Below are 23,250 nucleotides of genomic sequence, written 5' to 3'. Positions count from 1 at the left end.
GCGAATGAATAAAATACTGATAGCATTATTTGTAGCATTTTTTTCTTGCTCAATATATGCACAAAATGTTTCTAGTATTTCAGTCCAATCCGGTAATTCTGCGGAGCGCTTTCCAGTTTTTCCTAACTGTCAAAATTTACAATTTAAATTACTAGAGAATTGCTTTTATAATGAAGTTCAGGATTTTGTGTTCAGTAATTTTGAAGTCCCGGCCCATTTGAAAGAAAACAACTTTCAAGGAAATGTAAAAGTACTTTTTGAAGTTGATAGCAATGGTATATTTAAAGTCATTTATGTAGATGCAAGTGATGAAAAATTAATCCAAGAGACTGGAAGAGTTTTTTTAAAAATGCCAAAAATTGAGCCGTCAACTTATAATGGAAAACCTACCTATGCAAAGTTCACAATGAACATTGCTATTCCATTAAAATCAAGAGAACTGCTCTCGCAGGAAGCTTTGGCGAAAGCCGAATTCGTACCAAATAAAACAGCGCAACTAACAGAACTAGATAGCATCGTTTATAAAAAATATAATAGTCCAGAATTTGATAGTCATTTAAATGTCCCATTTTCACATAGTTACTATGCTCAATTTGACGCATCGCTGAATCAAATGGGAAGTAATAATCATACTGCATCAAAACCATATACGTACGCAGAAGTTTCTAAATATTACAATCTTAAGGCAGTTAATCAAGGATTGAAAAAGAAAGCTACCAGCTGGTGGGAGCGAAAATTATGGAATGAAAATACTGTCGAAATTAAAGGCGAAGATTACTGGTTTACACTAAATCCTATATTCGATTTGCAAGTAGGAAAGGCTTCTAAAAGCGAGTCATCTTATACTTACGTAAATACTCGTGGTATTAATTTTCGTGGAGGATTGGGTTCTACACTTAATTTTACGACAACTGTATTTGAAAGTCAAGGGCGTTTTGCTGATTATTACAACCGTTATGCTGAATCTATAAAGCCCGCAGGTGGAAATCCAGCGATTGTTCCAGGAATGGGAATTGCTAAGGGTTTTAAATCGGATGGCTATGATTTCCCTTTGGCGGAAGCTAATTTAACTTTTGCGCCAAGTAAATACATTGATTTACAACTAGGGTACGGAAGAAACTTTATTGGTGATGGATATCGTTCTTTATTAGAAAGTGATGGCGCTAGTCCTTATCCGTATTTCAAACTAAACACCAAATTTTGGAAAATTAAGTATACTAATACTTACATGTGGCTTAAGGATGTTAGACCAGATGTTACGATTGAGCGCACTTATGCGACAAAATTCATGGCAAATCATTATTTAAGTTGGAATGTTTCTAACCGTTTAAATCTTGGTTTCTTTGAATCAGTTATATGGACAAATACAAATGATAGAGGATTTGATATCAGTTTTGTAAACCCAATAATATTTTATAGATCAGTAGAATTTGCATCTTCTGCTCGAAGTGGAAATGCAGTTTTAGGATTGACTTATAAGTATAAATGGAGCAATCAAATTAATTTTTATGGACAGTTTATTCTAGATGAATTTTCTCTTAGCGACATCAAAGCGAGAGATAATAGTTGGAAAAATAAATATGGATATCAGCTGGGAGTAAAATATTATAACGCTTTTAAAATCGATAATCTATTACTTCAGATAGAATACAATCATGTACGTCCATATGTTTATTCTCACAGTATGGCAATCACTAATTATGGACATAATAATCAAAGTATTGGTCATCAATGGGGTGGTAACTTTCGAGAGTTAATAGCTATTGCAAGATATCACAAAGGAAGATATTTTGCCGATGCAAAATTTACGATGGGAACAAGAGGTTTGGATTTTGACACAACGGAAAATTCTTTTAATTACGGCGGTAATATTTATAAAGATTACGATGAAAATCGCCCATTTGATAGTGGCGTAAAAGTGGGGCAAGGAAATAAAACTTCGCTATTTATTGCTGATGTTCAAGCAGGTTATTTAGTAAATCCTGCAACTAATTTAAAGCTTTATGGAAGTGTGATTTATAGAAGTTTTGACCCTACTAAAAACTCAGCTACTACATTTACGGAAAGTACAAGTTGGTTTAGTTTAGGACTACGAGCTGATATCTTTAATTGGTATTTTGATTATTAGTATTTATTTTAGAGATTGATATTCTTTTTATGAATTGTTTTTTGCCAAATCCCTTTTGATAACCTACTTTTGCAAAAGTTTTTACATAGCAAATAATCATTAGCATTGAACGCAACACAAAGTACACTTTCATTAAAATCTGTTTATATTGATTTCCGCGAGATCACTAAAGCACGTCTTGCTATTAGTGTGGTTTTTTCGTCGGTAGCAGGATTTATGCTTGGAATCGCTGGTTTCGATTCACTGAATTGGATGACTTTGTTGAAGTTGGCAGTTGGTGGTTACTGTATGGTTGGTGCTTCTAATGCTTTTAACCAAGTTATTGAAAAAGATCTAGACGCTTTGATGGATCGTACTAAAGATCGTCCAGTTCCTGCTGGAAGGATGAGTAAGAGTACAGCATTGATTATTGCTAGTCTATTGACAATTATTGGAATTGTTTTACTGTACACCATCAATCCGAAAACAGCAATGTTTGGAGCGATATCAATATTTTTATATACAAGTCTTTATACGCCTTTAAAAACAATGACTTCGTTGTCTGTTTTTGTGGGAGCCTTTCCGGGAGCGATACCTTTTATGTTAGGTTGGGTTGCTGCAACTGGAGAATTTGGGATCGAAGCTGGAACTTTGTTTTTGATACAGTTTTTTTGGCAATTCCCACATTTCTGGGCAATTGGATGGTTCTTGTATGAAGATTATGAAAAAGCGGGTTTCTTTATGTTGCCAACGGGTAAGAAAGACAAAGGAACTGCATTACAAGTTATTTTATATACCGTTTGGCTTATTCTAGCATCGCTATTACCAGCTTTAGGATTTACTGGTCAATTATTTATTACGCCAGTAGCAGCTGTGGTAGTTTTCTTGCTTGGATTATGGATGTTATTTTATTCCGTTAAGTTATACAAGTTGCGAACTGCAAAAGCAGCTAGGACCTTGATGTTAGTTAGTGTTATGTATATTACATTGTTACAGTTAGTTTATATATTTGATAAATTTTTAAGATAATTATGGAAATGATAATGACGGCAGAGGAGCAAAAATCTAGAAATGCAAGATCATATAAGTTGATTTTGTTATTTTCTATGGTTAGTATGATCATGATGTTTGCGGGACTTACGAGTGCGTTTGTGGTTAGTAAGTCACGAGTGGACTGGTTGAAGGATTTTCAATTACCTCCAGCATTTTATTACAGTACAATTGCAATTATTGGGTGTAGTGTGACTTTTCATTTGGCTAAAAAAGCTATTATGAAAGACGATCAAAGTAAAACGACAGTTTTTCTTTTAAGCACATTACTTCTTGGATTATTGTTTGTAGTTTTACAGTTTGTAGGTTTTGGGCAAATAGTTGAAAATGGCTATTATTTTACTGGTAGTGGAAGCTCAATAACTAGTACTTTTTTATACGTTGTTACGGTTGTGCACTTGATTCACCTTGCTGGTGGCTTGATTTCACTTCTAATTATAATTTATAATCATTTTAAACAAAAATACAATTCATCTCAAACCCTTGGAATTGAACTAGGTGCAATGTACTGGCACTTTCTCGACTTATTGTGGGTTTATTTGTTTTTATTTTTATATTTCTTTAAATAAGAAAAAAACGTAAATTTGTGAACTTTTTAACGAATAACTTATATGGAATCGACAGTTACTACTGCTAATAGTGAAGAGAAAACTTGGGGAGGCAATAATGAGCCAATGGGAGCAAGTTATGGTAAATTGATGATGTGGTTTTTTATCGTATCAGATGCCTTAACGTTCTCAGGATTTCTTGCTGCTTACGGTTTTTCTAGATTTAAATTTATTGATACTTGGCCTATCGCTGATGAAGTGTTTACTCACTTTCCATTTTTCCACGGTGTACCGGCTCCAATGTATTACGTTGCATTGATGACTTTTATTTTAATTTTCTCATCTGTAACAATGGTCTTGGCCGTTGATGCAGGTCACCAAATGAAAAAGAATAAGGTTATCCTTTATATGTTTTTAACCATTATTGGTGGTGTAATCTTCGTTGGTTCACAAGCATGGGAATGGAAAAACTTTATCAAAGGGGAATATGGTGCTGTCGAAACAAAAGGAGGTTCACTACTTCAATTTGTTGATAAAGATGGTAATCGTGTAGCTTTAGCTGATTTTGCAGCTGATTTAGGTGAAGTAAGAACGCAATTGACAAGAGATAAAGCAAAATGGTTTATGAGTGAACCAAGCTTGCCATCGTATTCTGTTGCTGAAGTACAAGCAGGTTTCAAAGCGCATCCAGAACTTTTGATAAGAACTGAGGTTTTGAATAAAGAAAAGCAGAAGACTATTTTATCTAGACAAGATTCAGAATCAAGATTAGGTGAAGCGCATTATGTTGTTGAAGGCGCTAACTTAGTAAGAAACGAATATGGAAATAAATTATTTGCTGATTTCTTTTTCTTTATTACTGGTTTCCACGGATTTCACGTTATTACAGGTATTATCATAAATATTATCATATTTTTCAACGTTCTAATTGGAACTTACGAAAAGAGAAAAAGTTATGAAATGGTAGAAAAAGTTGGTCTTTATTGGCACTTTGTCGATTTAGTTTGGGTATTTGTATTCACAGTTTTCTATCTAGTTTAATTTCAAAAAAGTAATTATCATGTCACACGAACACGTATCAAACATAGGTAGAATCTGGAAAGTTTTCGGAATATTGTCTGCCGTTACTATAGTAGAGGTTTACTTAGGGATAGTAAAACCAGATTTTCTTTTTATGAATGACTTTTTAGGTATGAATATACTGAACTGGGTCTTTTATATATTAACGATCTACAAAGCATATTACATTGTATGGGCATTTATGCACATGGAAGGTGAAAAAAGTACTTTACGAAGTGCAGTTGTTTTTCCAGTAATTTTTCTGATTTTATATTTGCTCTTTATTCTTTTGACCGAAGGGGATTATATTTATGAGGTGTTTAAAAACTCTACTATTAAATGGAATTTTTAAAAAAATATTAATTCATAAAGAGGGTATCCATTTCGAGGGATACCTTTTTTTATATAATAAAATTGAAGCACAGTAATGAAAAAAAATATTGTCCTTTTCGTTCTTTTCATTTTACCTATAGTGGCTTATTTGTTTTTTGCCTCTGGTGTAAATGGATATACTAAATTACCTGTTCTAACGGCCAACACTGCTGATTTTGGTAAATGGAATACGCTAGATGGTAAGGAAATCACTCTTAATGGAAAAGTAACTATTCTGGGTTTCTCAGGTACAGATCTTAAAAAAAATAGAGGTAATCTTTTCAATCTGAATCAAAAAATTTATCAAACGTATCATAAATTTAAAGATGTGCAGTTTGTCATTCTTTGTCCAAAAGGTACAGAAGAAGATGCTAAGAAAATAGTTGATGCCTTTGCAATGTTTACTGATGTCGCACAATGGCGTTTTGTATTTGCATCTCCTGAAGAAATTGAAACCTATTATTCTCAATTGAAGTTAGTAGAGAAGCTAGATGATAAATTAGGAACTTCAAAGGTTTACATCATCGATAAAAAAAGAAATCTACGTGGCAGAAAACAAGAGAAAGATAACAAAGAAGGCTATAATACATTTCATCCTGCTGAATTAAGCAATGAAATGTTAGACGATTTCAAGATTATTCTCTACGAATATAGAGCTGCATTTAAGAAAAATAAAAACGCAACTAGAAAAATTTAATTTTAACAGTCATGCTTAAAAATAAATCATACATAGGTATTTCATTTATCATCTTAATTTTTGGAATTTATGCTATTCCAAAAATAGTGGAAAGGGTAAAGAATGGAAGTACAGTTCAAGGCGAAAGATTAGACCGTGTGAAACCAAAGTCGGCTAACGAAGGGAAACTAATTAAAATTGGTGCTGTTCCGAAATTTGAATTAATAAACCAGGATAACATAAAAGTGACAAACGAGACTTATAAAAATAAGGTTTATGTTTTGGAATTTTTCTTTTCAACCTGTCCAACAATTTGTCCTAAGATGAATGAGAGTATGTTGATTCTTGAAAATACTTTCTTTGGTAATCCTAATTTTGGTATTGTTTCTATAACTATAAACCCAGAATTTGACACGCCGCAAGTACTGAAAGCGCACGCTAAAGAACTTGGAGTAAAATCTTCAAACTGGAACTTTTTAACTGGTGACAAAGATTATATTTTCAACTTAGCAAATAAGGGATTTAATTTATATGCAGGCGAAAATAAAAAAGTTGCAGGTGGATTTGAGCACTCAGGGCTTTTTGCTTTAATCGATAAAAACGGTAATATTCGTTGCAGAAGTGATGATTATGGAAATCCAATATTATACTATGATGGTTTAGATAGTAAAGGTGTTAGAGATATTCAACAGGATATTAATATTTTATTAAAAGAACAGTAATGGTAGATAATTCTTTAGAAAAGAAATATAACAAGTTGATTATAGCCGTTTCAATTGTGGTGCCACTAGTGGTTGCTATTTTATTTGGCGTTAAGCTTAAGGATTTTGGATTTGACGTGGAGCCACTTTCGTTTTTGCCGCCAATATATGCTACTACAAATGGTTTTACGGCCGTACTTCTAGTTGCTGCAGTGATTGCGATTAAAAATGGCAACAGAAAGCTTCATGAAAGGTTGATGACTACTGCAATTACTCTGTCTGTTGCTTTTCTTGTAATGTATGTTGCTTATCACATGACTGCTGATTCCACTAAATTTGGTGGCGAAGGAACGATAAAATATGTTTATTTTTTCATCTTAATTACTCATATTGTTTTGTCAATTGCAATTATTCCAATGGTTTTGATAACGTATGTTAGAGCATTATCGAAAAATTTTGACAAGCATAAAAAGATTGCTAGGATTACATTCCCAATCTGGCTATACGTTGCTGTTACTGGAGTGGTTGTTTATTTAATGATTTCCCCTTATTATGTACACTAAAAAAAATTATAGAATGAAAAGGATGTCAATTTATTTTACACTTATTCTATTTATCGTCTTTTCATTTTCGTCTAATGCGCAATGTGCAATGTGTCGCGCAGCGTTAACTAGCGAAGGAAATACGGCTAAAGCAGCTGCAATCAATGACGGGATTGTCTACTTAATGGCAATTCCATATATATTAGTGGCAGGCATTGGTTATGCAGTTTACAGAATGAGAAAAAATAAAGCCGCTAAGTAGTTATTTTTATTTCAAACCATTTACCGATACGTTTACATTTCCTTTTACCTTAATGAAGGCAATAATAGCTTGATTTGTCAATTGGATTTTTTGGAATTGAATCTCATCCATTTTTCCATTTACAAATACTCCTGGCATTGGTGAGTAGTTTTTTAAGTACGTCATCATGCTTTTTTGACCTTCCTCTAAATTTTGTTTTATAGAGTAGCGACAACTTTGCTCGATTTTCTTTAGTACAATCCCTTCAACGAGCCAGTTTGCAGTTCGCATCAATTTACTTTTTGTGTCTAAAACATAAGTCAGTTGATCAAAATAAATTTCTTTAGTTTGTTCATTATATTTTGGTGATCCCGAAAGATAAATAGTGCCGTTTATTGATCCGAGTAGATCTAATGCAATTATCATTTTTTCATTTTTGTTCCAAATGTTAACATTTTGAACATTAACTTTTTTAGATCCTGAACCAAATTCTTGTCCAGAGAAGTTCTTAGTCATAATTTTTGAAGCTTCTCTGTACGTTGAAATTGCCACAATGTTAGCAGTTATATCTTGAGGGATTTTCAATACAGGTTTTATGTTAATCTTCGAAGCATTGAATTTTGTTTCTGGTTCTTTTCCTACTATCGTTTCCATGTAGCACTTCATTCCCATATCTAAGATGAATGTGTCGTTTTTAAGTTTGGCATTAGTCGAGTATATTTCGATAGGAACAATTCTAAGCCAGCTTTCATAAGTATCACTCATTTTGAAAGGCGCGGAGATCTTTTCCACTGCCTCCAGAACATTTGGTTTAAAGTCCATTGATTTAGCAATGATGTCATCAATTTTACTTTCAATCTTTGTTTTAAAAAGTTTTACTCCTGGATTAATCAAATAGGTCACCGGTACATTTTTTCCAAAAACTGTCATAGTAGGATTCTCGTTCCAGTCTAATGATTTTAATTCAGATTTAGTATTTAGCTTCCAGTTTACCAATGCTACATCGCTAACTACGGTAACGATACCATCTAGATAAAATTCTCGAATGTCGTACATTTTTATGCCTAGTCTTTCTGTGCCAATTCTATATTTTACAGTCGCGCGTAGTGGCATGACTGTTTTTATGCGATCTGTTTTATTTCCGTTGTCATTTTTAATTGTAATTGGAGCTGATTTCCATATTTTCATTTCAATGTCATCATCTTCTATAATATTGTCTTCATAAATTAAACCGTTCAATAAAAGATTAGTTTGATTTTCTATATCTTTTAATTTTACTGAAATAGGTAAGTTTATAAATGAAGGTGTGTTGTCATAGACTAGAGGCGTTGCATCATCCGGTTCCGGTTTTAAAGCATCAATTCTATTTGAAGTTGCACAACTTGAAAGAATTAGTATGGTGGAAATTATAATAAGTTTATGGATGAGTTTTGACATTCTATTATTTTTTAGTATTACAAAATTAACAAAAGAATTCTTTTTCTATTATTTTTTGTAACAAATGCTAAATTCTAAAGTCTAATAGTTTTATAACTTATTTATGGAGTAAAATATTTTCTATTAATACTCCAATCTTTGTTAGAAAAACTTAAATTTGTTTTGCAGCGATACTGCGCTTTTATTCAAAAAGATATGAAAAAAAGAATTTTACTCAGTTTGATCACCGTCGTAGTTGGTTGCTTAACTATGCAGGCTCAATCTAAGAAGTGGACTTTAGAAGAATGTGTGCAATATGCGATACAAAATAATATTTCAATCAAGCAAACTGAATTAGACTCTAAAACTGCATTGATAGATAAAAAAGGAGCGATAGGGAACTTTCTTCCTTCCTTAAATGCAAGTGCTTCTCACTCTTGGAATATTGGATTAAATCAAGATATAACTACAGGTCTTCTTCAAAACCAAACTACTCAATTTACTTCTGCTGGTGCAAATGTTGGAATAGATATTTATAGAGGTTTACAAAACCAAAATACTTTAAGAAAAGCAAATCTATCTATAGTAGCGGCCAAATATCAATTAATAAAAATGCAAGAGGATGTCGCTTTGAATGTGGCAAATGCATTTTTACAGGTACTGTTCAACAAAGAAAATTTAAAAGTACAGAAAGAGCAGCTTGGAATTAATCAAAAACAGTTTTCACGTTCGGAAGAATTAGTTAAAGCAGGATCAATACCACGCGGTGATTTATTAGATATAAAAGCCACTGTAGCTTTAAACAATCAAAATGTTATCGTTGCAGATAATGTGTTGCTAATTTCTAAATTAAGTTTAGCGCAATTATTACAACTAAAAGATTTTGAAAGCTTCGATGTAGTTGATGAAACTGACATTAAAGATGAAAATAATATTCTATCAGAAACTCCCGGAGTAATTTATCAAAAAGCTTTAGAAAGTAAAATCGAAAGTAAAATAGCTAGAACTAATCTAGAAATTGCTCAAAAAAATGTAGAAATAGCAAAGGGAGCTTTTCAGCCTACATTGCAAGGATTCTACAGTTTTAATTCTAGGGTTTCATATGCTGATGTTCCCGCTTTTAGCAATACCGGAACTATCATTGGCACAAAAAGTCCAGCACCATTTTTTAATCAATTTAATGATAATAAAGGGCAATCTTTTGGAGCACAGCTGTCAATTCCTGTATTTAATGGCTTTTCTGTTCGAAACAATGTAGAACGTTCTAAAGTAAATTTAGAAAAATCAAAAATTGCTGTAGAGCAGCAAGATTTAGATTTACAAAGAAATGTTTTTACAGCTTTTGCTGATGCTAAAGGAGCGCTTAATACTTATGAGTCATCTGTCGTTGCGCTTGAAGCGAGACAAGGTGCTTATGATTATGCTAAAGAAAAGTTTGATGTTGGTTTAATGAATGCATTCGACTTTAATCAATCGCAAACATTATTAACTAATGCACAATCTGAAGTTCTAAGAACTAAATACGATTACATTTTCAAAATTAAAATATTAGAATTCTATTTTGGAATTCCTCTAATCAAAAACTAATTTATTATGTCTAAAAAAACAATTTACATCCTGATTGGAGGCGCTGTAGTAATTATTGCTAGTCTTGTTATTCTTTCAAAATCAGGCGTAATAGGAAATAAAGATAATGGAACTGAAGTTGAAGTAGCGCAAGTTGTACCTATGACTATAGTTGAAACAGTTTCAGCTACGGGTAAAATACAACCTGAAATAGAAGTTAAAATATCATCAGAAGTTTCTGGTGAGATTATATCACTTAATGTTAAAGAAGGACAAGTAGTGAAAAAAGGCGATTTACTAGTTAAGATCAATCCAGATTTATACACATCAGGTTACAATCGTTCTGTTTCAAATTTATCAGGAACAAAAGCAAACTTAAGTCAAGCAGATGCTTCATTTAAAGAATCAAAATCAAGTTACGATAGAAATAAAACCTTATTTGATAAAGGAATTATTTCAAAAGCGGATTGGGATAAAGCAGTTGGTTCTTATGAAGTTGCAAAAGCAGCGAAGCAAACCGCTTATTTTAATGTTCAAAGTGCATCAGCAACTGTAAATGAAGCTAAAGACAATCTTGGTCGAACTACAATTTATGCTCCGGCAGATGGAACTATTTCAGTTTTAAATGTTGAGTTGGGTGAGCGTGTTTTAGGTACGCAGCAAATGACAGGAACTGAAATCTTGAGAGTTGCCAATTTAAATAATATGGAAGTTGAAGTAAATGTCAACGAAAATGACATTGTAAAAATTAAAGTAGGAGACGAAGCAAACGTTGAAGTGGATGCGTACTTAAAGAAGCAATTTAAAGGTACTGTGACAAGTATTTCTAATTCTGCTAGTACTGCTTTAACAGCTGATCAAGTAACCAACTTTAAAGTGAAAGTAAGAATTCTGAAAGAATCGTATCAAGACTTATTAGAAGGTAAGCCAGACACTTATTCTCCTTTTAGACCGGGAATGACTGCAACGGTTGATATTATTACACAAACAAAAAATGATGTGCTATCAGTTCCTATTAGTTCAGTGGTTGTGAAATCTGATACTACAGCAGTAAAAAACATTGTTGTTGTTGATGCAAATGATGATCAGAAAGCTGCTCCAAAAGCTGATAAGAAATTTGAATGTGTATTTGTCAAAGTTGGTGACAAAGCTAAAATCAGAATTATAAAAACAGGTATTCAAGACGATACAAACATTCAAGTTTTGACTGGTCTTCAAAAAGGTGATGTTGTAATAACTGGACCTTATGTTACTGTTACTAAAGATTTGAACTCAGGTGATAAAGTTTCTCTTAAAGGAGAAAATGATAAATCAAAAGCTAAAAAGTAAACTCTATTAATCTCAATAAATAAATCACAATTATAAAATTTTTATAGTTGTGATTTTCATTTTTAAATAAAATCTGAAATTGGAATATATATTAAATATTGAAACGGCTACTAAAAATTGTTCTGTAGCTTTAGCTAAAGGTGGGAAAAACATTTTATGTAAAGAAATTGCAGAAGAAGGTTATTCGCATGCTGAAAGACTACACGTTTTTATTGAGGAAGTTATAAAAGAAGCTGAAATCAGCATGAATGATTTATCAGCTATTGCAGTGAGTCAAGGTCCTGGATCTTATACGGGGCTGAGAATAGGAGTTTCTGCTGCAAAAGGTCTTTGTTTTGCTCTAGGAATACCATTAATAGCGATTGATACTTTACAAACATTAGCTTGTCAAGCTGAAGTAGAAAGTGGTTTAATTATTCCTATGATTGATGCGCGAAGAATGGAAGTATATAGCTCCGTATTCACATCAGCTTTCGAAAAAAAGCGAGAAGTACTAGCAGAAATTATAACGGAGGATTCGTTTTCAGAATTAAAAGAAACTCTTTATTTTGTAGGTGACTGTGCTGATAAATGTAAAGAAGTTTTAACAAAAGAAAATTATAGTTTTTTAGAAGGTATTAAGTATCCTTCTGCTAAAGAAATGTGTTCTTTAAGTTACAAAAAGTTCAAAACAAACGACTTTGTTGATGTCGCTTATTTTGAACCTTATTATCTAAAAGATTTTATGATCACTCCATCAAAGAAATAATTCAGTGACCAATCTAATTATCCTTTATTAGCTTCAGTAGTACCTGCAATAGATTCCTTTTTTGAAAGTTCCATAACAAATGGCTGGATACTAATTTCTGCTTTATCGAAAGCATTTTTACATTCAATGTAAGTTTCCGAGTAAACGCTCCAGAAATCTTCATTTTTAGCCCATGGTCTAACAGCAAGTTGAATTCCAGTATCGGTAAGACTTTTTACAACTACATCAGGCGCAGGTGTTTCTAATACTTTAGGATTGCTTTTTAAAACCGACATGATTACCTCTTTAGCTTTTCTAATGTCAGTGTCGTAAGATATCGCTATTGTCAAATCTGCTCTTCTAGATTCTAAAAGAGAGTAGTTAATAATCGTACCATTCGATAAGGAACCATTTGGTATAAAAATAGTTTGATTATTTGCAGTGATCATTTTCGTTACAAATATTTGTATTTCTGAAACAGTACCAATAACTCCTTGTGCTTCGATTGTGTTTCCAACTTTAAATGGTTTAAAAAGGATAATTAACATCCCTCCAGCGAAGTTTGATAATGAACCTTGAAGTGATAGACCAACTGCAAGTCCCATTGCACCTAATATTGCAACAAACGAAGAGGTTTCAATTCCTAATTTAGAGATGAAAGTAACAAATAGTAAAACTCGTAGAGCCCACAATAAAATATCAGCTAAGAACTTAGTTAATGTAGGTTCTAAATTCCGTCTAATCATTAGTCTTCTAATGAACCTATTTATAAGTCTGATGACATAAAGTCCAACAAATAGAATGATAAAAGCAGAAATTAATTTTGGGGAATAATCAATTAGCACTTTTATAAAACCATTAACGTAATTAGTCAGTTGATGTGGATCTAGATTCATTTTTTTTTAATAAAAAACCTTCCCGTAAGAGAAGGTTAAGTTGGAAAAGCAAAAGTACAACTAAATTGTTTTTTAATAAATTAATCTAGCTCTTCTTCTGTTTTATTTATGGTTTTTTTAGCAATTTCGCTTGCTCCGTCTGAAATATCATCAGCAACAGAATGCACACTATCTGAAATATTTTCTGCGTTTTCAGTTATTTCTTCTTTTGATTCAACTGCCATTTCGTGTACATTTTCTTTTACGTTCTCTACGTTGTCTTCTAATATGATTTTAGACTCAGCCGCTACTTCATCTAAATTTTCTTTGAATCCATCTACTTTTTCCTCTATTGCATCTTTAGAGTCACTCGTGAATTCCTCGGTATTTTCTTTTAAATCATCTATTTTTTCTGAAATTGTATCTTTTGCATCGTAAAATAAATCTTCAGCTTTTTCTTCAATCGGTTCTGACTTTTCTTTTATTGTATCTATCACCTCAGCAGCTTCTGTCTTTACTTCTGAAACAATTTCTTCTGCTTTTTCGTTAGCACTAATCGCTTTGTCTTTTATTTGTTCTTTCGTGTTGGAAATTGCACTTTTGGTTTCGCTAGCTAGCTCTTCTTTGTTATCAGATAAAATGCCTGCTTTTTCTTTTACAGTATCAAATGTGTTTTCTAATGATTGTCCCGCTTTATCTTTAAATTCATTTATCGTTTCTTTAGTCTGCTGCGCGTATTGCTCTGCTTTCTCAATAATTGGAGCGCTTTTCTCTTTTACTTTATCGATAGTTTCGTCTGTGAATTTCTCTGCTTTATCAACATAAGGTTTAGCAGTTTCTTTTGCTTTCTCATAGGTGTCGTCCGCAAAATTTTCTGCTTTTTCTAAATATGGAGAAGCTGTCTCTTTAGCATTTTCAAATGTAGTTTCTGCTTTATCGGCTAATTCGCTTGCTGTTTCTTTGGCGGAGCCAAATAAGTTCTTAAAAAATGATGTTAGTCCCATGTTGATTTATTTGATTAGTCTTACAATAATACTCATTTTTTTTCAGCATTAGTTTATTAATGTATTAATAATTTGCTGATTATCAGTATGTGTAGTGTTAACTGTAGTGTTATGACTTATATTGCTTATTTAAACAATGTTCTATTTTATCTTAAAGAGATTTGCTTCCGACGTAAAAGACACTCATTGTCTGTTTTTTATTTAAACATTAAAAATTAGATAGATTTCAAAAAATTTCCAGATAAAAAAAGCGTCTCAATTGAGACGCTTTCTAGTTATTGTTGTACCTATTCTAATTCGAAGGTGATTTTCATATTCACGCGAAATTCTGTGATTCCGCCATCTCTAACTTTTGCACTTTGCTCTTTGATGTAAACAGACCGAATGTGCTTTATAGTTTGTGATGCTTTTGCAACGCCTCTTTGTGCTGCATCTTCCCAACTCAATTCTGAACTTGAAAGAATTTCAATTACTTTTAATACTGACATGATTGCTATTTATTAAGTTAAATATAAATATAATGATTATTTTTAACATAGTAATTTGATTGCCAGTAAAATAGTTTTTAATTATCCGTTAACTGCTTCTACTTTTATACTTTCATCATTTAACATGCTTTTCAACATGTTCTCAATTCCACTTTTTAAAGTAAAAGTTGATGACGGACATCCACTACAAGCACCTTGCAAGATTACCTTAACCGTTTTGTCACTCTCATTATAAGATTCAAAAGCGATGTTTCCACCATCAGCCTGAACTGCTGGTTTTACGTACTCCTCTAATATGTTAATGATTTGTTGTGATGTGACGTCTAAATTGTCAAATGCAGCTGCTTTCGTGTCTTCCGCAACTATTGCAGTTGCAATATAATTTTCATCTAAAACATGTCCGCCATTTTCAATGTACTGTTTAATAAAACTTCTTAACTCTAAAGTGATTTCTTGCCAATCATTAATTTCATACTTGGTTACAGAAATATAATTTTCGTCGATAAAAATTTCTTTTACATACGGAAATTTGAAAAGCTCTTTTGCTAGAGGTGAAGCAGAAGTTTGATCAATATTTTTAAATTCAATCGCGTTTTTAGTTAGCATTTTACTAACAACAAATTTTAACGCTGATGGGTTAGGAGTAGTCTCACCGTAAACAGTAACTGGTTGCTTTTTTGCTTTATTTTCATCAACGGTTATAATAATTCCACCGTCTGCAATGAATTTTTCAATTTGTTCTGAGACTGCATCTTTTACATCATCCCATTCAACAATACTGTATTTCTCTATTGCTATAAAATTTCCAGATATGTAAACTGTTTTAACAAAGGGTAAATAAAACAGTTGCTGAGCAAGTGGTGAACTTTTTGCGTCGTCGATATTTTTAAATTCAAAACTTTCATTTTGAGTGATAAAGTCTTGAAATTCAAACTTTAGTATAGTTGGGTTTTGCGTTTCTTTTATAGTAACTTTGTTCATGGCTTTTCAAATTTTTACAAATTTAGTGAAGTTATTTTGGACGAATAACTATATTTGATTTTTTAATGAATAAATTAACTTTAGTTTAGTTTGAGAAAGTAATTTTCAGTGATTTGACTAAGTTTTATATGGATTTAGAATTATTTATCGTACTAAAAGTATTTAGATGTATCATAAAATCAAATTCTTAGCGGCCGTACTACTAATATCTCACTTTTCATTTGGACAAGAGGGAATTCCTGTATATTCCGACTACTTATCTGATAATTATTATTTGATACATCCTTCAATGGCTGGTGCAGCAAATTGCGCTAAAATTAGATTAACTGGTCGTAAACAATGGTTCGACCAAAAAGATGCGCCAGAACTTCAAACTCTTAGTTTCAACGGTAGAGTAGGGGAAAAAGCAGGCGCTGGTGTAATCCTTTTTAATGATAAAAATGGATACCATTCTCAAAAAGGTATAAAATTTACATACGCATATTACCTAATGTTTTCACGTGACGAGATTGATTTGAATCAGTTGTCTTTTGGAATGAGTGCAGGATTTATCCAAAGTCAACTTGATGAAACTGAATTCTTGCAGTCTGGTGGCTTCGATCCCATAATTGATGGAACTGTAGTTCAAAAAGATGCTTACTTTAATGTTGATGTAGGAGCTTCGTATAATTTTTTAGATTTCTATGCGCATGCAACTGTAAAAAATTTGATTGAAACTAGAAGAGATATTTACACAGAATATGAGAGTGATAATCTTAGAAAATATTTACTAAGTGCAGGATATATTTTTGGCAACAGAGATAAAATTTTGTGGGAGCCATCAATACTTTTTCAAATGGTGGAAAAAACTTCAGAGAAAGCTATCGACGTAAATTTGAAAGCATATAAAAATTTAGATTTTGGCAGAGTTTGGGCTGGTCTATCCTATCGTAGAAGCTTTGACGGTGCTAAATATAACAATGGAGCAAATGTGGTTTCACAAAAATTACAATATATAACGCCAATTGTAGGTGTTAATTTCAATAAATTTATGTTTGCCTATACTTACTCTCAGTTGTCTGGTGCTGTAAAGTTTGACAATGGTGGTTATCACCAAATCACTTTAGGAATAGATCTATTTTGTAAGCCCGTAAAATACGATTGTAACTGTCCAGCAATTAATTAATACAATTTTTATTATGCTTATTAAAACTGTGAATGGTAAAACGCCATCAATTCCTGATGATTGCTACGTAGCCGAAAATGCAACTATTATTGGAGATGTGACTTTTGGAGAGAAATGTAGTGTCTGGTTTAATGCTGTGATTAGAGGAGATGTGAACTTCATAACATTTGGTAATAAAGTCAATATTCAAGATGGAGCTGTTATTCATTGTACGTATCAAAAACACCCCACAATCATAGGTAATAATGTTTCGATAGGACACAATGCCATTGTACATGGTTGTGTCGTACATGATAACGTTTTGATAGGAATGGGTGCAATTGTTATGGATAATTGTACTATTGAAAGTAATTCGATAATTGCTGCAGGTGCGGTAGTTACTCAAAATACTGTAGTCGCTTCCGGTACAATATGGGCCGGAGTTCCAGCGAAGAAAGTTAAGGATATTGATCAATCTGACTTTGCAGGTGAAATAGAGCGTATTTCCAATAATTATGTGATGTATTCAGGCTGGCTAAAAGAGTAATATATTATCTATCACTAAAATACTCTTTCTTCAATTACATATTTTTGATTTAAAATTTCACGCAAAACTTTCGAATTTGTGTTTGTATAAAAAATAGGTTCGCTAGTTTGAGAAGACGATAGGCCAATTTTTTCACGCAATACTTTTTGCGTTTGTTTAGCCACTGCTTGACCAGAATCAATTATTTGGATATGATCTGGAAGAATATTTTTTATTTGCGGTATTAAATAGGGATAATGGCTACAGCCAAGGACTAGGTAATCAATATTAGCATCAATCATCGGTTTTAAATAGGATTGTAATAATCTGGTCATTTCTGGCGAATTTATATTGCCTTCCTCAATTAATTGCACTAATCCTGTACCAACTTGTTCAATGATTTTTGTATCCTGATACTTTTCAGCTGTTTTATTGAACAATTCACTATTCAAAGTTCCCTGTGTAGCTAGGATACCAATAATTTGCGTTTTAGAATGTGTTACAGCAGGTTTTATTGCTGGTTCAATACCAATGAAGGGAATGTCATATTTCTCCCTTAATTCTCGTATTGCATTTGTTGTAGCGGTATTACAAGCAACTACAATCAACTTACACTTTAATTTAATCAAAAATTCGATATTTTTCATGCTTAAAGCAATGATTTCATCTTTTGACTTTTGGCCGTAAGGCGCATTTTTACTGTCTGCTAAATAAATAGTTTTCTCGTTAGGTAAAAGTTCGTGAATCGCAGACCAAATAGAAGTGCCTCCAATCCCCGAGTCAAAAATTCCTATAGCTTGATTATTTTCCATTAAAACAAAGTTAACTGCTGGAGATTACTTTTCCTAAAATTGACTCCAACAAAAAACCGCTCATTCCAAATTTGAAATGAGCGGTTGATTATTGATAATTTCTATTTTCTAGAAACCTAAATCTTTTTTTACATCCATAGTTAAGTTTGGACCATCTGCAAGTAAAAGAGAAGAACCATCAAGAACATACTGGAATCCTTTTGCTTTACCTACTTTTTGGATTGAAGCTCTCACTTTTTCCATTAATGGCTTAACAATATCCGATTCTTTTTGTTGTAATTCTTTTTGAGCATTGTCTCTGTAATCAACAATTCTTTTTTGCATATCCTGCACTTCTTTAGAACGATCTCCGTTTACAGCCTCAGTAACAGTAGCAGCTTCTGCTTCGTATTTCTTTAACTTTGCTTGGTATTCTTCAACCATTTTTTTGTAGTCAGCATCATACGTAGTACTCAATTTATCTAATTGTTTTTGAGCATCTAACATCGCTGGCATTTTTGTCATAATTTCACTTACATCAACATGAGCTGTTTTTGCTTGTGCATTAATCGTTTGATTTGCTCCTAACATTAATATCGCAGCAATTAGTAGAGTTTTGATTTGTTTCATCGTTTTTAAAATATTTAGTAATTAATTATTGTTTGTATTTTCTTTAATTTTAGCTTCTTTTGCTTTTTTGATAGCTTCTCTATCTTCTAGCGTTTTTAATCTTTTTTCTTCTAATTCTCTCTTGCGATCCTCCATAAGCTTTTTGCGATCTTCAATTAACTTTAATCTCGCCTCCGTTTGGTTTTGCTTAGCTGCTTCTAATACCTCTTTTTTTGCATCAAAATTTGATGTTGGTGTTTTAGCAGCTTCAACTTTAGCATTTGCAGAAACCGTGCCAGCTTTTTTAGCTTCTCTCTCTTCTAAAATCTGCTTTCTTTTATCTTCAAATTCTTTTCTTTTTTGCTCTTGAAGTACTTTTCTATCCTCAATTAATTGATCTCTTGCGGCTTTCTTTTCGTCTAAGATTTTCTTTCTTTCAGCAAGAACAGGATTGTCATCAATTGCATCTTCTTTTAATTCTTTAGCCTCAGCTTCCTTTTGTTGTTTTTTAGTTAACTGCTCTCTTTTTTCAGTGCGGTTAAGTACACGTAATACTTGCTCGCTGATGTCAAATCTTTTGGCAGCAAATAACATTGTTAAGTCTGATGATTTATCAAATATGAAGTCATACTTCAATCGCTCAGAAATATCTTGTACCGCTGTGAAAACTTGATCTTGTATTGGTTTTACTAATACAGATTTTTGTGTGATCAAATCTCCGTTTGCGCCAAATCTTTTTTGCTGGTAATCTAATGATTCTTTTTCAAGAAAATTAATTTCAGCATCTCTTTCATCAATTAATTCCTTTGTTAATAATGCTTTCTCCGCCTTTAAAGCATCCTTAAGTTTATTTATTTCAATTTTTTTTGTCTCAATCTCTGATTTCCATTTCTGAGCCTTTTGTTCTAATTGAATTTTAGCTTCAGTATAATCTGCTACATTTTCTAAAATGTATTCCATGTCTATGTAACCTACTTTTGTTCCTCTGGACTGAGCATTAATAGTAGCCGTTGCTATAAAGGCTAAAATTATGTATAAAAATTGTTTTTTCATAAACGTAAACTATTAGAAGTTTTTATGTAACTATTTTATTAAAATTGCTGTCCAATGATAAAGTGAGTTTCCCAACCATTTGCTTTAGCTTGTCCTGGCAAAGCATCAAATCCATGTCCAAAGTCAATTCCTAATAATCCAAATGCTGGCATAAATACACGTAGTCCAACTCCAGCAGAACGACTTACGTCAAATGGATTGTAGCTTTTGAAATCAGCATAAGAAGAACCTGCTTCCATAAATGCTAATGCATAAATTGATGCTGATGATTTCAATGTTATAGGATAACGCAATTCCATTGAGAACTTGTTGAAAACTGTAGCTCCAATTTGCTCTCCAGCATTATTTACCGGTGTCAATGAATTGTTAGGATATCCTCTTAACTGAATTGTTTCTCTACCATCCATCGAGTAGTTAGCAAGACCATCACCTCCTAAGTAAAATCTTTCAAAAGGAACTGCTCCTCTTTCTTGATTGTAAGCTCCAAGGAAACCAAATTCAACTAACGTTCTAAGAACTAATTTACCATATATTTTACTATAAGTATCTGCTTTGAATTTAATTTTATAGTATTCTAACAAATTAAATCTCTTTTGATCCACTTTACTAACATCTGCCGCAGCTAAAGTAAAATCATTAACTTTATTTCCATTGATGTCTATATAATCACCAATGTTAACAATGTTTCCATTCGCATCAGGAACGTTTTGTCTATTAACTGTATTCTTTAATTTATACTCTTCTTGATCTCCTAAAGTAGCATAATTTGTTCCATTCAATAATGAATATGGAGGAGTCAATTTAGCAGTTAAACTGAATTCAGAACCGTACGTTGGGAATATAGGATTTAAACCTTTACTACTTCTTGTAAGTCCTACAGTGTACGCTAAGTTTCTAGAAGTACCGTTTCCAAAAGTAAATAATCCAGTATTATAATTATTTAAAGCATAGTGCTGGTAACTTACCGCTTGCGATAGTACAAAATAATCATCTGGCACAGTAAGTCTTTTAGCGATACCAACAGATAATGTCAAGATATCAAAACTTTTGGTTCTATCTGCTTTTTGTGTAATGTAGTTATTTAAAAACTGTTTACTATATGATAATGATGTGCTAAAAGAAACTGGTTTTTTACCACCAAACCATGGCTCAGAAAAAGAAACACTATACGTTTGAAAGAATGTACTTGCTTGTAAACGTAAAGATACTTTTTGTCCATCTCCCATAGGAAGTGGTTTGTAAGCATCTTTATTTAATAAATTCCTAGCAGAAAAGTTATTAAATGATAATCCAAGTGTTCCAATGAAACCACCACCACCGTAACCTCCTTGAAGTTCGATCTGACTAGCTCCTTTTTCTACAAGATTGTATTCAATATCTACAGTTCCAGCTCCTGAATCCACGTTCTTAAATTTTGGATCAATTGACTCTGGATCGAAAAATCCTAATTGACCAATCTCTCTAATTGTTCTTACTAATTGATCTTTACTGTATTTTTCTCCCGGCTTAGTTCTTAATTCACGATAGATAACACGGTCATTAGTTTTATCATTTCCTACAACAGAAATCTTGTTGAAATAAGCAATAGGCCCTTCTGTAACACGTATTTCAAAATCAATAGTATCATTAGCTGTTCTTACTTCTACAGCATTGATATTAGAGAATAAATATCCGTTGTTTTGGTATAAGTTAGTAATGTCTTCAGCGTCCGGTTTAGTCTTATCAGCAATTCTTTTTTCAAGTAAAACACCGTTGTAAGTATCTCCTTTTTTAACTCCTAATATTTGACTTAATCCTTGATCTGTATAAATTGTGTTTCCTAAAAACTTGATATCTCCAAAGTAATATTTATTACCTTCTTCAACATTAATTTTAATATCTAGTGCTTTCTTAGATGTATTATAAGCAACCGAATCTGAAATGATTCTCGCATCACGATATCCTTTTTCTTTGTAAACTGCAATTACTTTATCTAAATCTGCTTTGTATTTATCTTTAATAAATTTCGAAGCTTTTAAAATACGTATAGGATTTTTTTGCTTCGTATCTTTCATTGCTTTTCTCAAAGTCTTGTCAGATAGTTTTGTATTACCTACGAAATCAATGGTCTGGATTTTTACTTTATCTCCTTTGTCAATCGTAACAAGCATTTTTACTTGGTTAGTTGTCGTAGTATCTTTTACAGTATTAATGTTTACTTTAGTGTTGTAGTAACCATCTTTTTTGTATTTGTTTTCTATGTAGTTTTTAGTAGTTGTAATTAAGTTTTCATTAACTACTTTACCTTTGTTTAAGCTGTTATCCTTAATTAACGCTTCAACTTTTGATTTTTTAACTCCTACAAATTTTACTTCACTAAGTTTTGGAAGTTCGATGATATTTAAGTCAAGATAAATACTATCATTTTGTATCTTATTTACATAAAAAGAGATTTCGTCAAATAAACCTAGTTTACCTAATTTTTTAATGGCTGTGCTAATTTCCTCACCTGGAATTGTGATTTCTTGACCTTTTTGTAATCCTGAAAAAGTAACAACAGTTTGAGAATTGAAACTGATATCTCCTACGATGGCTACATCTGCTAAAATATATTTTTTACCTTGATCAAAAGGAACTCTTTCTTGTGCTTTAACGGATGCAAAACCTCCAAAAATCAAAACGGTAAGGGCTATTTTTATTCTTTTATTTAACACTAAAAAATTATTTAATTTGTTCACTTGTTTTTCCAAATCTGCGTTCTCTTTTTTGATAACTAATGATAGCCTCATATAAATCTTGTTCTTTAAAGTCAGGCCACAATATATCAGTAAAATACAATTCTGCGTAGGCAATTTGCCACAACAAAAAGTTACTTATTCTATGTTCTCCACTTGTTCTTATTAGCAAATCTACGTCCGGTAAATTTTGCGTGTAAAGATGCTCATTAATAATTGAATCGTCAATACTGTCTATTGAAATTATATTATTTTTAACTTTACTACATATATTTCTTACCGCACTGACAAGTTCTTCACGGGAACCATAGCTTAACGCCAAGGTTAGAGTCATTTGCGTATTGCCTTTGGTTTTGTCTATAACATCAAGAAGTTCCTTTTGTGCCGACTTTGGTAGCTTGTCTAAATTACCAATTGCAGTCAGTTTAATGTTGTTTTTTTGTAATGTAGTAAGTTCCTTTTTAAGTGAATTTATTAAAACTCGCATTAAAGTTTCAACTTCTAATTTAGGTCGGTTCCAGTTCTCAGTTGAGAACGCGTAAAGCGTAAGAAATTCAATTCCTAACTTAGCACTAGATTCAATAATAACTTTTACTGATTTTGTTCCGCTTTGATGACCCAGAGCTCTTAAAAGTCCTTGTTGTTTTGCCCAACGACCGTTTCCGTCCATAATTATGGCAAGATGTTTTGGTAATCGTGCTAAGTCAATATTTTGTAGTAAATTCATTTAT

At 32.3% G+C, this 23,250-nt stretch carries 24 protein-coding genes; 14 read left to right on the top strand and 10 right to left on the bottom strand.

Translation table 11 applies throughout. The annotated features are described in order from the left end of the window. Positions 1 to 4: 4 nt before the first annotated feature. From RCH19_RS09800 to RCH19_RS09760, 9 genes are all read left to right on the top strand, one after another. A complete protein-coding gene (locus tag RCH19_RS09800) occupies positions 5 to 2,128 on the top strand; it encodes an energy transducer TonB (protein WP_343023068.1) in 2,124 nt (707 codons plus the stop codon). A gap of 105 nt (positions 2,129 to 2,233) precedes the next feature. After that, a complete protein-coding gene (cyoE, locus tag RCH19_RS09795) occupies positions 2,234 to 3,136 on the top strand; it encodes a heme o synthase (protein ID WP_343023060.1) in 903 nt (300 codons plus the stop codon). Positions 3,137 to 3,138: 2 nt separating this feature from the next. Beyond that, complete coding sequence (locus RCH19_RS09790; RefSeq protein WP_121923970.1) at positions 3,139 to 3,726, top strand: cytochrome c oxidase subunit 3; 588 nt, start codon at positions 3,139 to 3,141, stop codon at positions 3,724 to 3,726. A gap of 42 nt (positions 3,727 to 3,768) precedes the next feature. After that, complete coding sequence (locus RCH19_RS09785; RefSeq protein ID WP_343023059.1) at positions 3,769 to 4,746, top strand: cytochrome c oxidase subunit 3; 978 nt, start codon at positions 3,769 to 3,771, stop codon at positions 4,744 to 4,746. A 19-nt stretch (positions 4,747 to 4,765) separates the two neighbouring features. Next, complete coding sequence (locus tag RCH19_RS09780) at positions 4,766 to 5,116, top strand: cytochrome C oxidase subunit IV family protein (protein WP_343023058.1); 351 nt, start codon at positions 4,766 to 4,768, stop codon at positions 5,114 to 5,116. A gap of 75 nt (positions 5,117 to 5,191) precedes the next feature. Continuing rightward, positions 5,192 to 5,833, top strand: a complete 642-nt coding sequence (locus tag RCH19_RS09775; RefSeq protein WP_343023057.1) for a hypothetical protein — start codon at positions 5,192 to 5,194, stop codon at positions 5,831 to 5,833. 11 nt (positions 5,834 to 5,844) lie between these two features. Continuing rightward, entirely contained in the window at positions 5,845 to 6,534 is a 690-nt protein-coding gene (locus RCH19_RS09770; protein WP_343023056.1) for an SCO family protein, read from the top strand. Next, positions 6,534 to 7,076: a DUF420 domain-containing protein gene (locus tag RCH19_RS09765; RefSeq protein ID WP_343023055.1), complete on the top strand. Its 543-nt coding sequence runs from the start codon at positions 6,534 to 6,536 to the stop codon at positions 7,074 to 7,076. The genes RCH19_RS09770 and RCH19_RS09765 overlap by 1 nt, the downstream gene beginning before the upstream one ends. 13 nt (positions 7,077 to 7,089) lie before the next feature. Then, a complete protein-coding gene (locus RCH19_RS09760) occupies positions 7,090 to 7,317 on the top strand; it encodes a hypothetical protein (protein ID WP_343023054.1) in 228 nt (75 codons plus the stop codon). Between the two features lie 6 nt (positions 7,318 to 7,323). Here RCH19_RS09760 and RCH19_RS09755 read toward each other — a convergent pair whose 3' ends face one another. Then, on the bottom strand, positions 7,324 to 8,733 hold the full coding sequence (locus RCH19_RS09755; protein ID WP_343023053.1) for a DUF4403 family protein: 1,410 nt from the start codon (positions 8,731 to 8,733) through the stop codon (positions 7,324 to 7,326). Between the two features lie 195 nt (positions 8,734 to 8,928). Here RCH19_RS09755 and RCH19_RS09750 point away from each other — a divergent pair, with 195 nt between their 5' ends. The 3 genes from RCH19_RS09750 (at position 8,929) to tsaB (ending at position 12,355) form a co-directional block, all read left to right on the top strand. Next, positions 8,929 to 10,299: a TolC family protein gene (locus RCH19_RS09750; RefSeq protein WP_343023052.1), complete on the top strand. Its 1,371-nt coding sequence runs from the start codon at positions 8,929 to 8,931 to the stop codon at positions 10,297 to 10,299. A 6-nt stretch (positions 10,300 to 10,305) separates the two neighbouring features. Continuing rightward, positions 10,306 to 11,607: an efflux RND transporter periplasmic adaptor subunit gene (locus tag RCH19_RS09745; protein WP_343023051.1), complete on the top strand. Its 1,302-nt coding sequence runs from the start codon at positions 10,306 to 10,308 to the stop codon at positions 11,605 to 11,607. A gap of 79 nt (positions 11,608 to 11,686) precedes the next feature. After that, positions 11,687 to 12,355 (top strand): tRNA (adenosine(37)-N6)-threonylcarbamoyltransferase complex dimerization subunit type 1 TsaB, encoded by a 669-nt coding sequence (gene tsaB / locus RCH19_RS09740; protein WP_343023050.1) that lies wholly within the window; start codon positions 11,687 to 11,689, stop codon positions 12,353 to 12,355. Positions 12,356 to 12,372: 17 nt separating this feature from the next. On the opposite strand, the gene RCH19_RS09735 is transcribed toward tsaB, so the two are convergent. From RCH19_RS09735 to RCH19_RS09720, 4 genes are all read right to left on the bottom strand, one after another. Then, on the bottom strand, positions 12,373 to 13,230 hold the full coding sequence (locus tag RCH19_RS09735) for a mechanosensitive ion channel domain-containing protein (protein ID WP_343023049.1): 858 nt from the start codon (positions 13,228 to 13,230) through the stop codon (positions 12,373 to 12,375). A gap of 80 nt (positions 13,231 to 13,310) precedes the next feature. Further along, the gene (locus RCH19_RS09730; protein ID WP_343023048.1) at positions 13,311 to 14,213 is read right to left on the bottom strand and encodes a hypothetical protein; all 903 of its coding nucleotides are present in this window, start codon (positions 14,211 to 14,213) and stop codon (positions 13,311 to 13,313) included. 287 nt (positions 14,214 to 14,500) lie between these two features. Then, positions 14,501 to 14,701 carry a dodecin family protein gene (locus tag RCH19_RS09725; RefSeq protein ID WP_343023047.1) on the bottom strand — a complete coding sequence of 67 codons (201 nt, stop codon included), beginning with the start codon at positions 14,699 to 14,701 and terminating at the stop codon, positions 14,501 to 14,503. Between the two features lie 81 nt (positions 14,702 to 14,782). Beyond that, positions 14,783 to 15,682 (bottom strand): NifU family protein, encoded by a 900-nt coding sequence (locus RCH19_RS09720; RefSeq protein ID WP_343023046.1) that lies wholly within the window; start codon positions 15,680 to 15,682, stop codon positions 14,783 to 14,785. A 166-nt stretch (positions 15,683 to 15,848) separates the two neighbouring features. On the opposite strand from RCH19_RS09720, the gene RCH19_RS09715 reads away from it, so the two are divergent. Further along, entirely contained in the window at positions 15,849 to 16,847 is a 999-nt protein-coding gene (locus RCH19_RS09715; protein WP_343023045.1) for a type IX secretion system membrane protein PorP/SprF, read from the top strand. A 13-nt stretch (positions 16,848 to 16,860) separates the two neighbouring features. Then, on the top strand, positions 16,861 to 17,373 hold the full coding sequence (locus RCH19_RS09710) for a gamma carbonic anhydrase family protein (RefSeq protein ID WP_343023044.1): 513 nt from the start codon (positions 16,861 to 16,863) through the stop codon (positions 17,371 to 17,373). A gap of 14 nt (positions 17,374 to 17,387) precedes the next feature. On the opposite strand, the gene murI is transcribed toward RCH19_RS09710, so the two are convergent. The 5 genes from murI to RCH19_RS09685 all read right to left on the bottom strand — a co-directional run bounded on the left by murI (position 17,388) and on the right by RCH19_RS09685 (position 23,246). After that, positions 17,388 to 18,164, bottom strand: a complete 777-nt coding sequence (gene murI / locus RCH19_RS09705) for a glutamate racemase (RefSeq protein WP_343023043.1) — start codon at positions 18,162 to 18,164, stop codon at positions 17,388 to 17,390. A 108-nt stretch (positions 18,165 to 18,272) separates the two neighbouring features. Then, the gene (locus RCH19_RS09700; protein ID WP_121923986.1) at positions 18,273 to 18,773 is read right to left on the bottom strand and encodes an OmpH family outer membrane protein; all 501 of its coding nucleotides are present in this window, start codon (positions 18,771 to 18,773) and stop codon (positions 18,273 to 18,275) included. Between the two features lie 21 nt (positions 18,774 to 18,794). Continuing rightward, positions 18,795 to 19,805 (bottom strand): OmpH family outer membrane protein, encoded by a 1,011-nt coding sequence (locus RCH19_RS09695; RefSeq protein WP_343023042.1) that lies wholly within the window; start codon positions 19,803 to 19,805, stop codon positions 18,795 to 18,797. Between the two features lie 38 nt (positions 19,806 to 19,843). After that, on the bottom strand, positions 19,844 to 22,573 hold the full coding sequence (bamA, locus tag RCH19_RS09690) for an outer membrane protein assembly factor BamA (protein WP_343023041.1): 2,730 nt from the start codon (positions 22,571 to 22,573) through the stop codon (positions 19,844 to 19,846). Beyond that, entirely contained in the window at positions 22,506 to 23,246 is a 741-nt protein-coding gene (locus RCH19_RS09685) for an isoprenyl transferase (RefSeq protein WP_343023040.1), read from the bottom strand. The genes bamA and RCH19_RS09685 overlap by 68 nt, the downstream gene beginning before the upstream one ends. Between the last annotated feature and the right edge of the window lie 4 nt (positions 23,247 to 23,250).

Origin of the sequence: Flavobacterium sp. PL12 (assembly GCF_039123485.1) — a bacterium.
Lineage (GTDB): Bacteria > Bacteroidota > Bacteroidia > Flavobacteriales > Flavobacteriaceae > Flavobacterium > Flavobacterium weaverense.
Note: the sequence above shows the minus strand (reverse complement) of the source record. Positions and strands in the feature narration are given on the sequence as shown.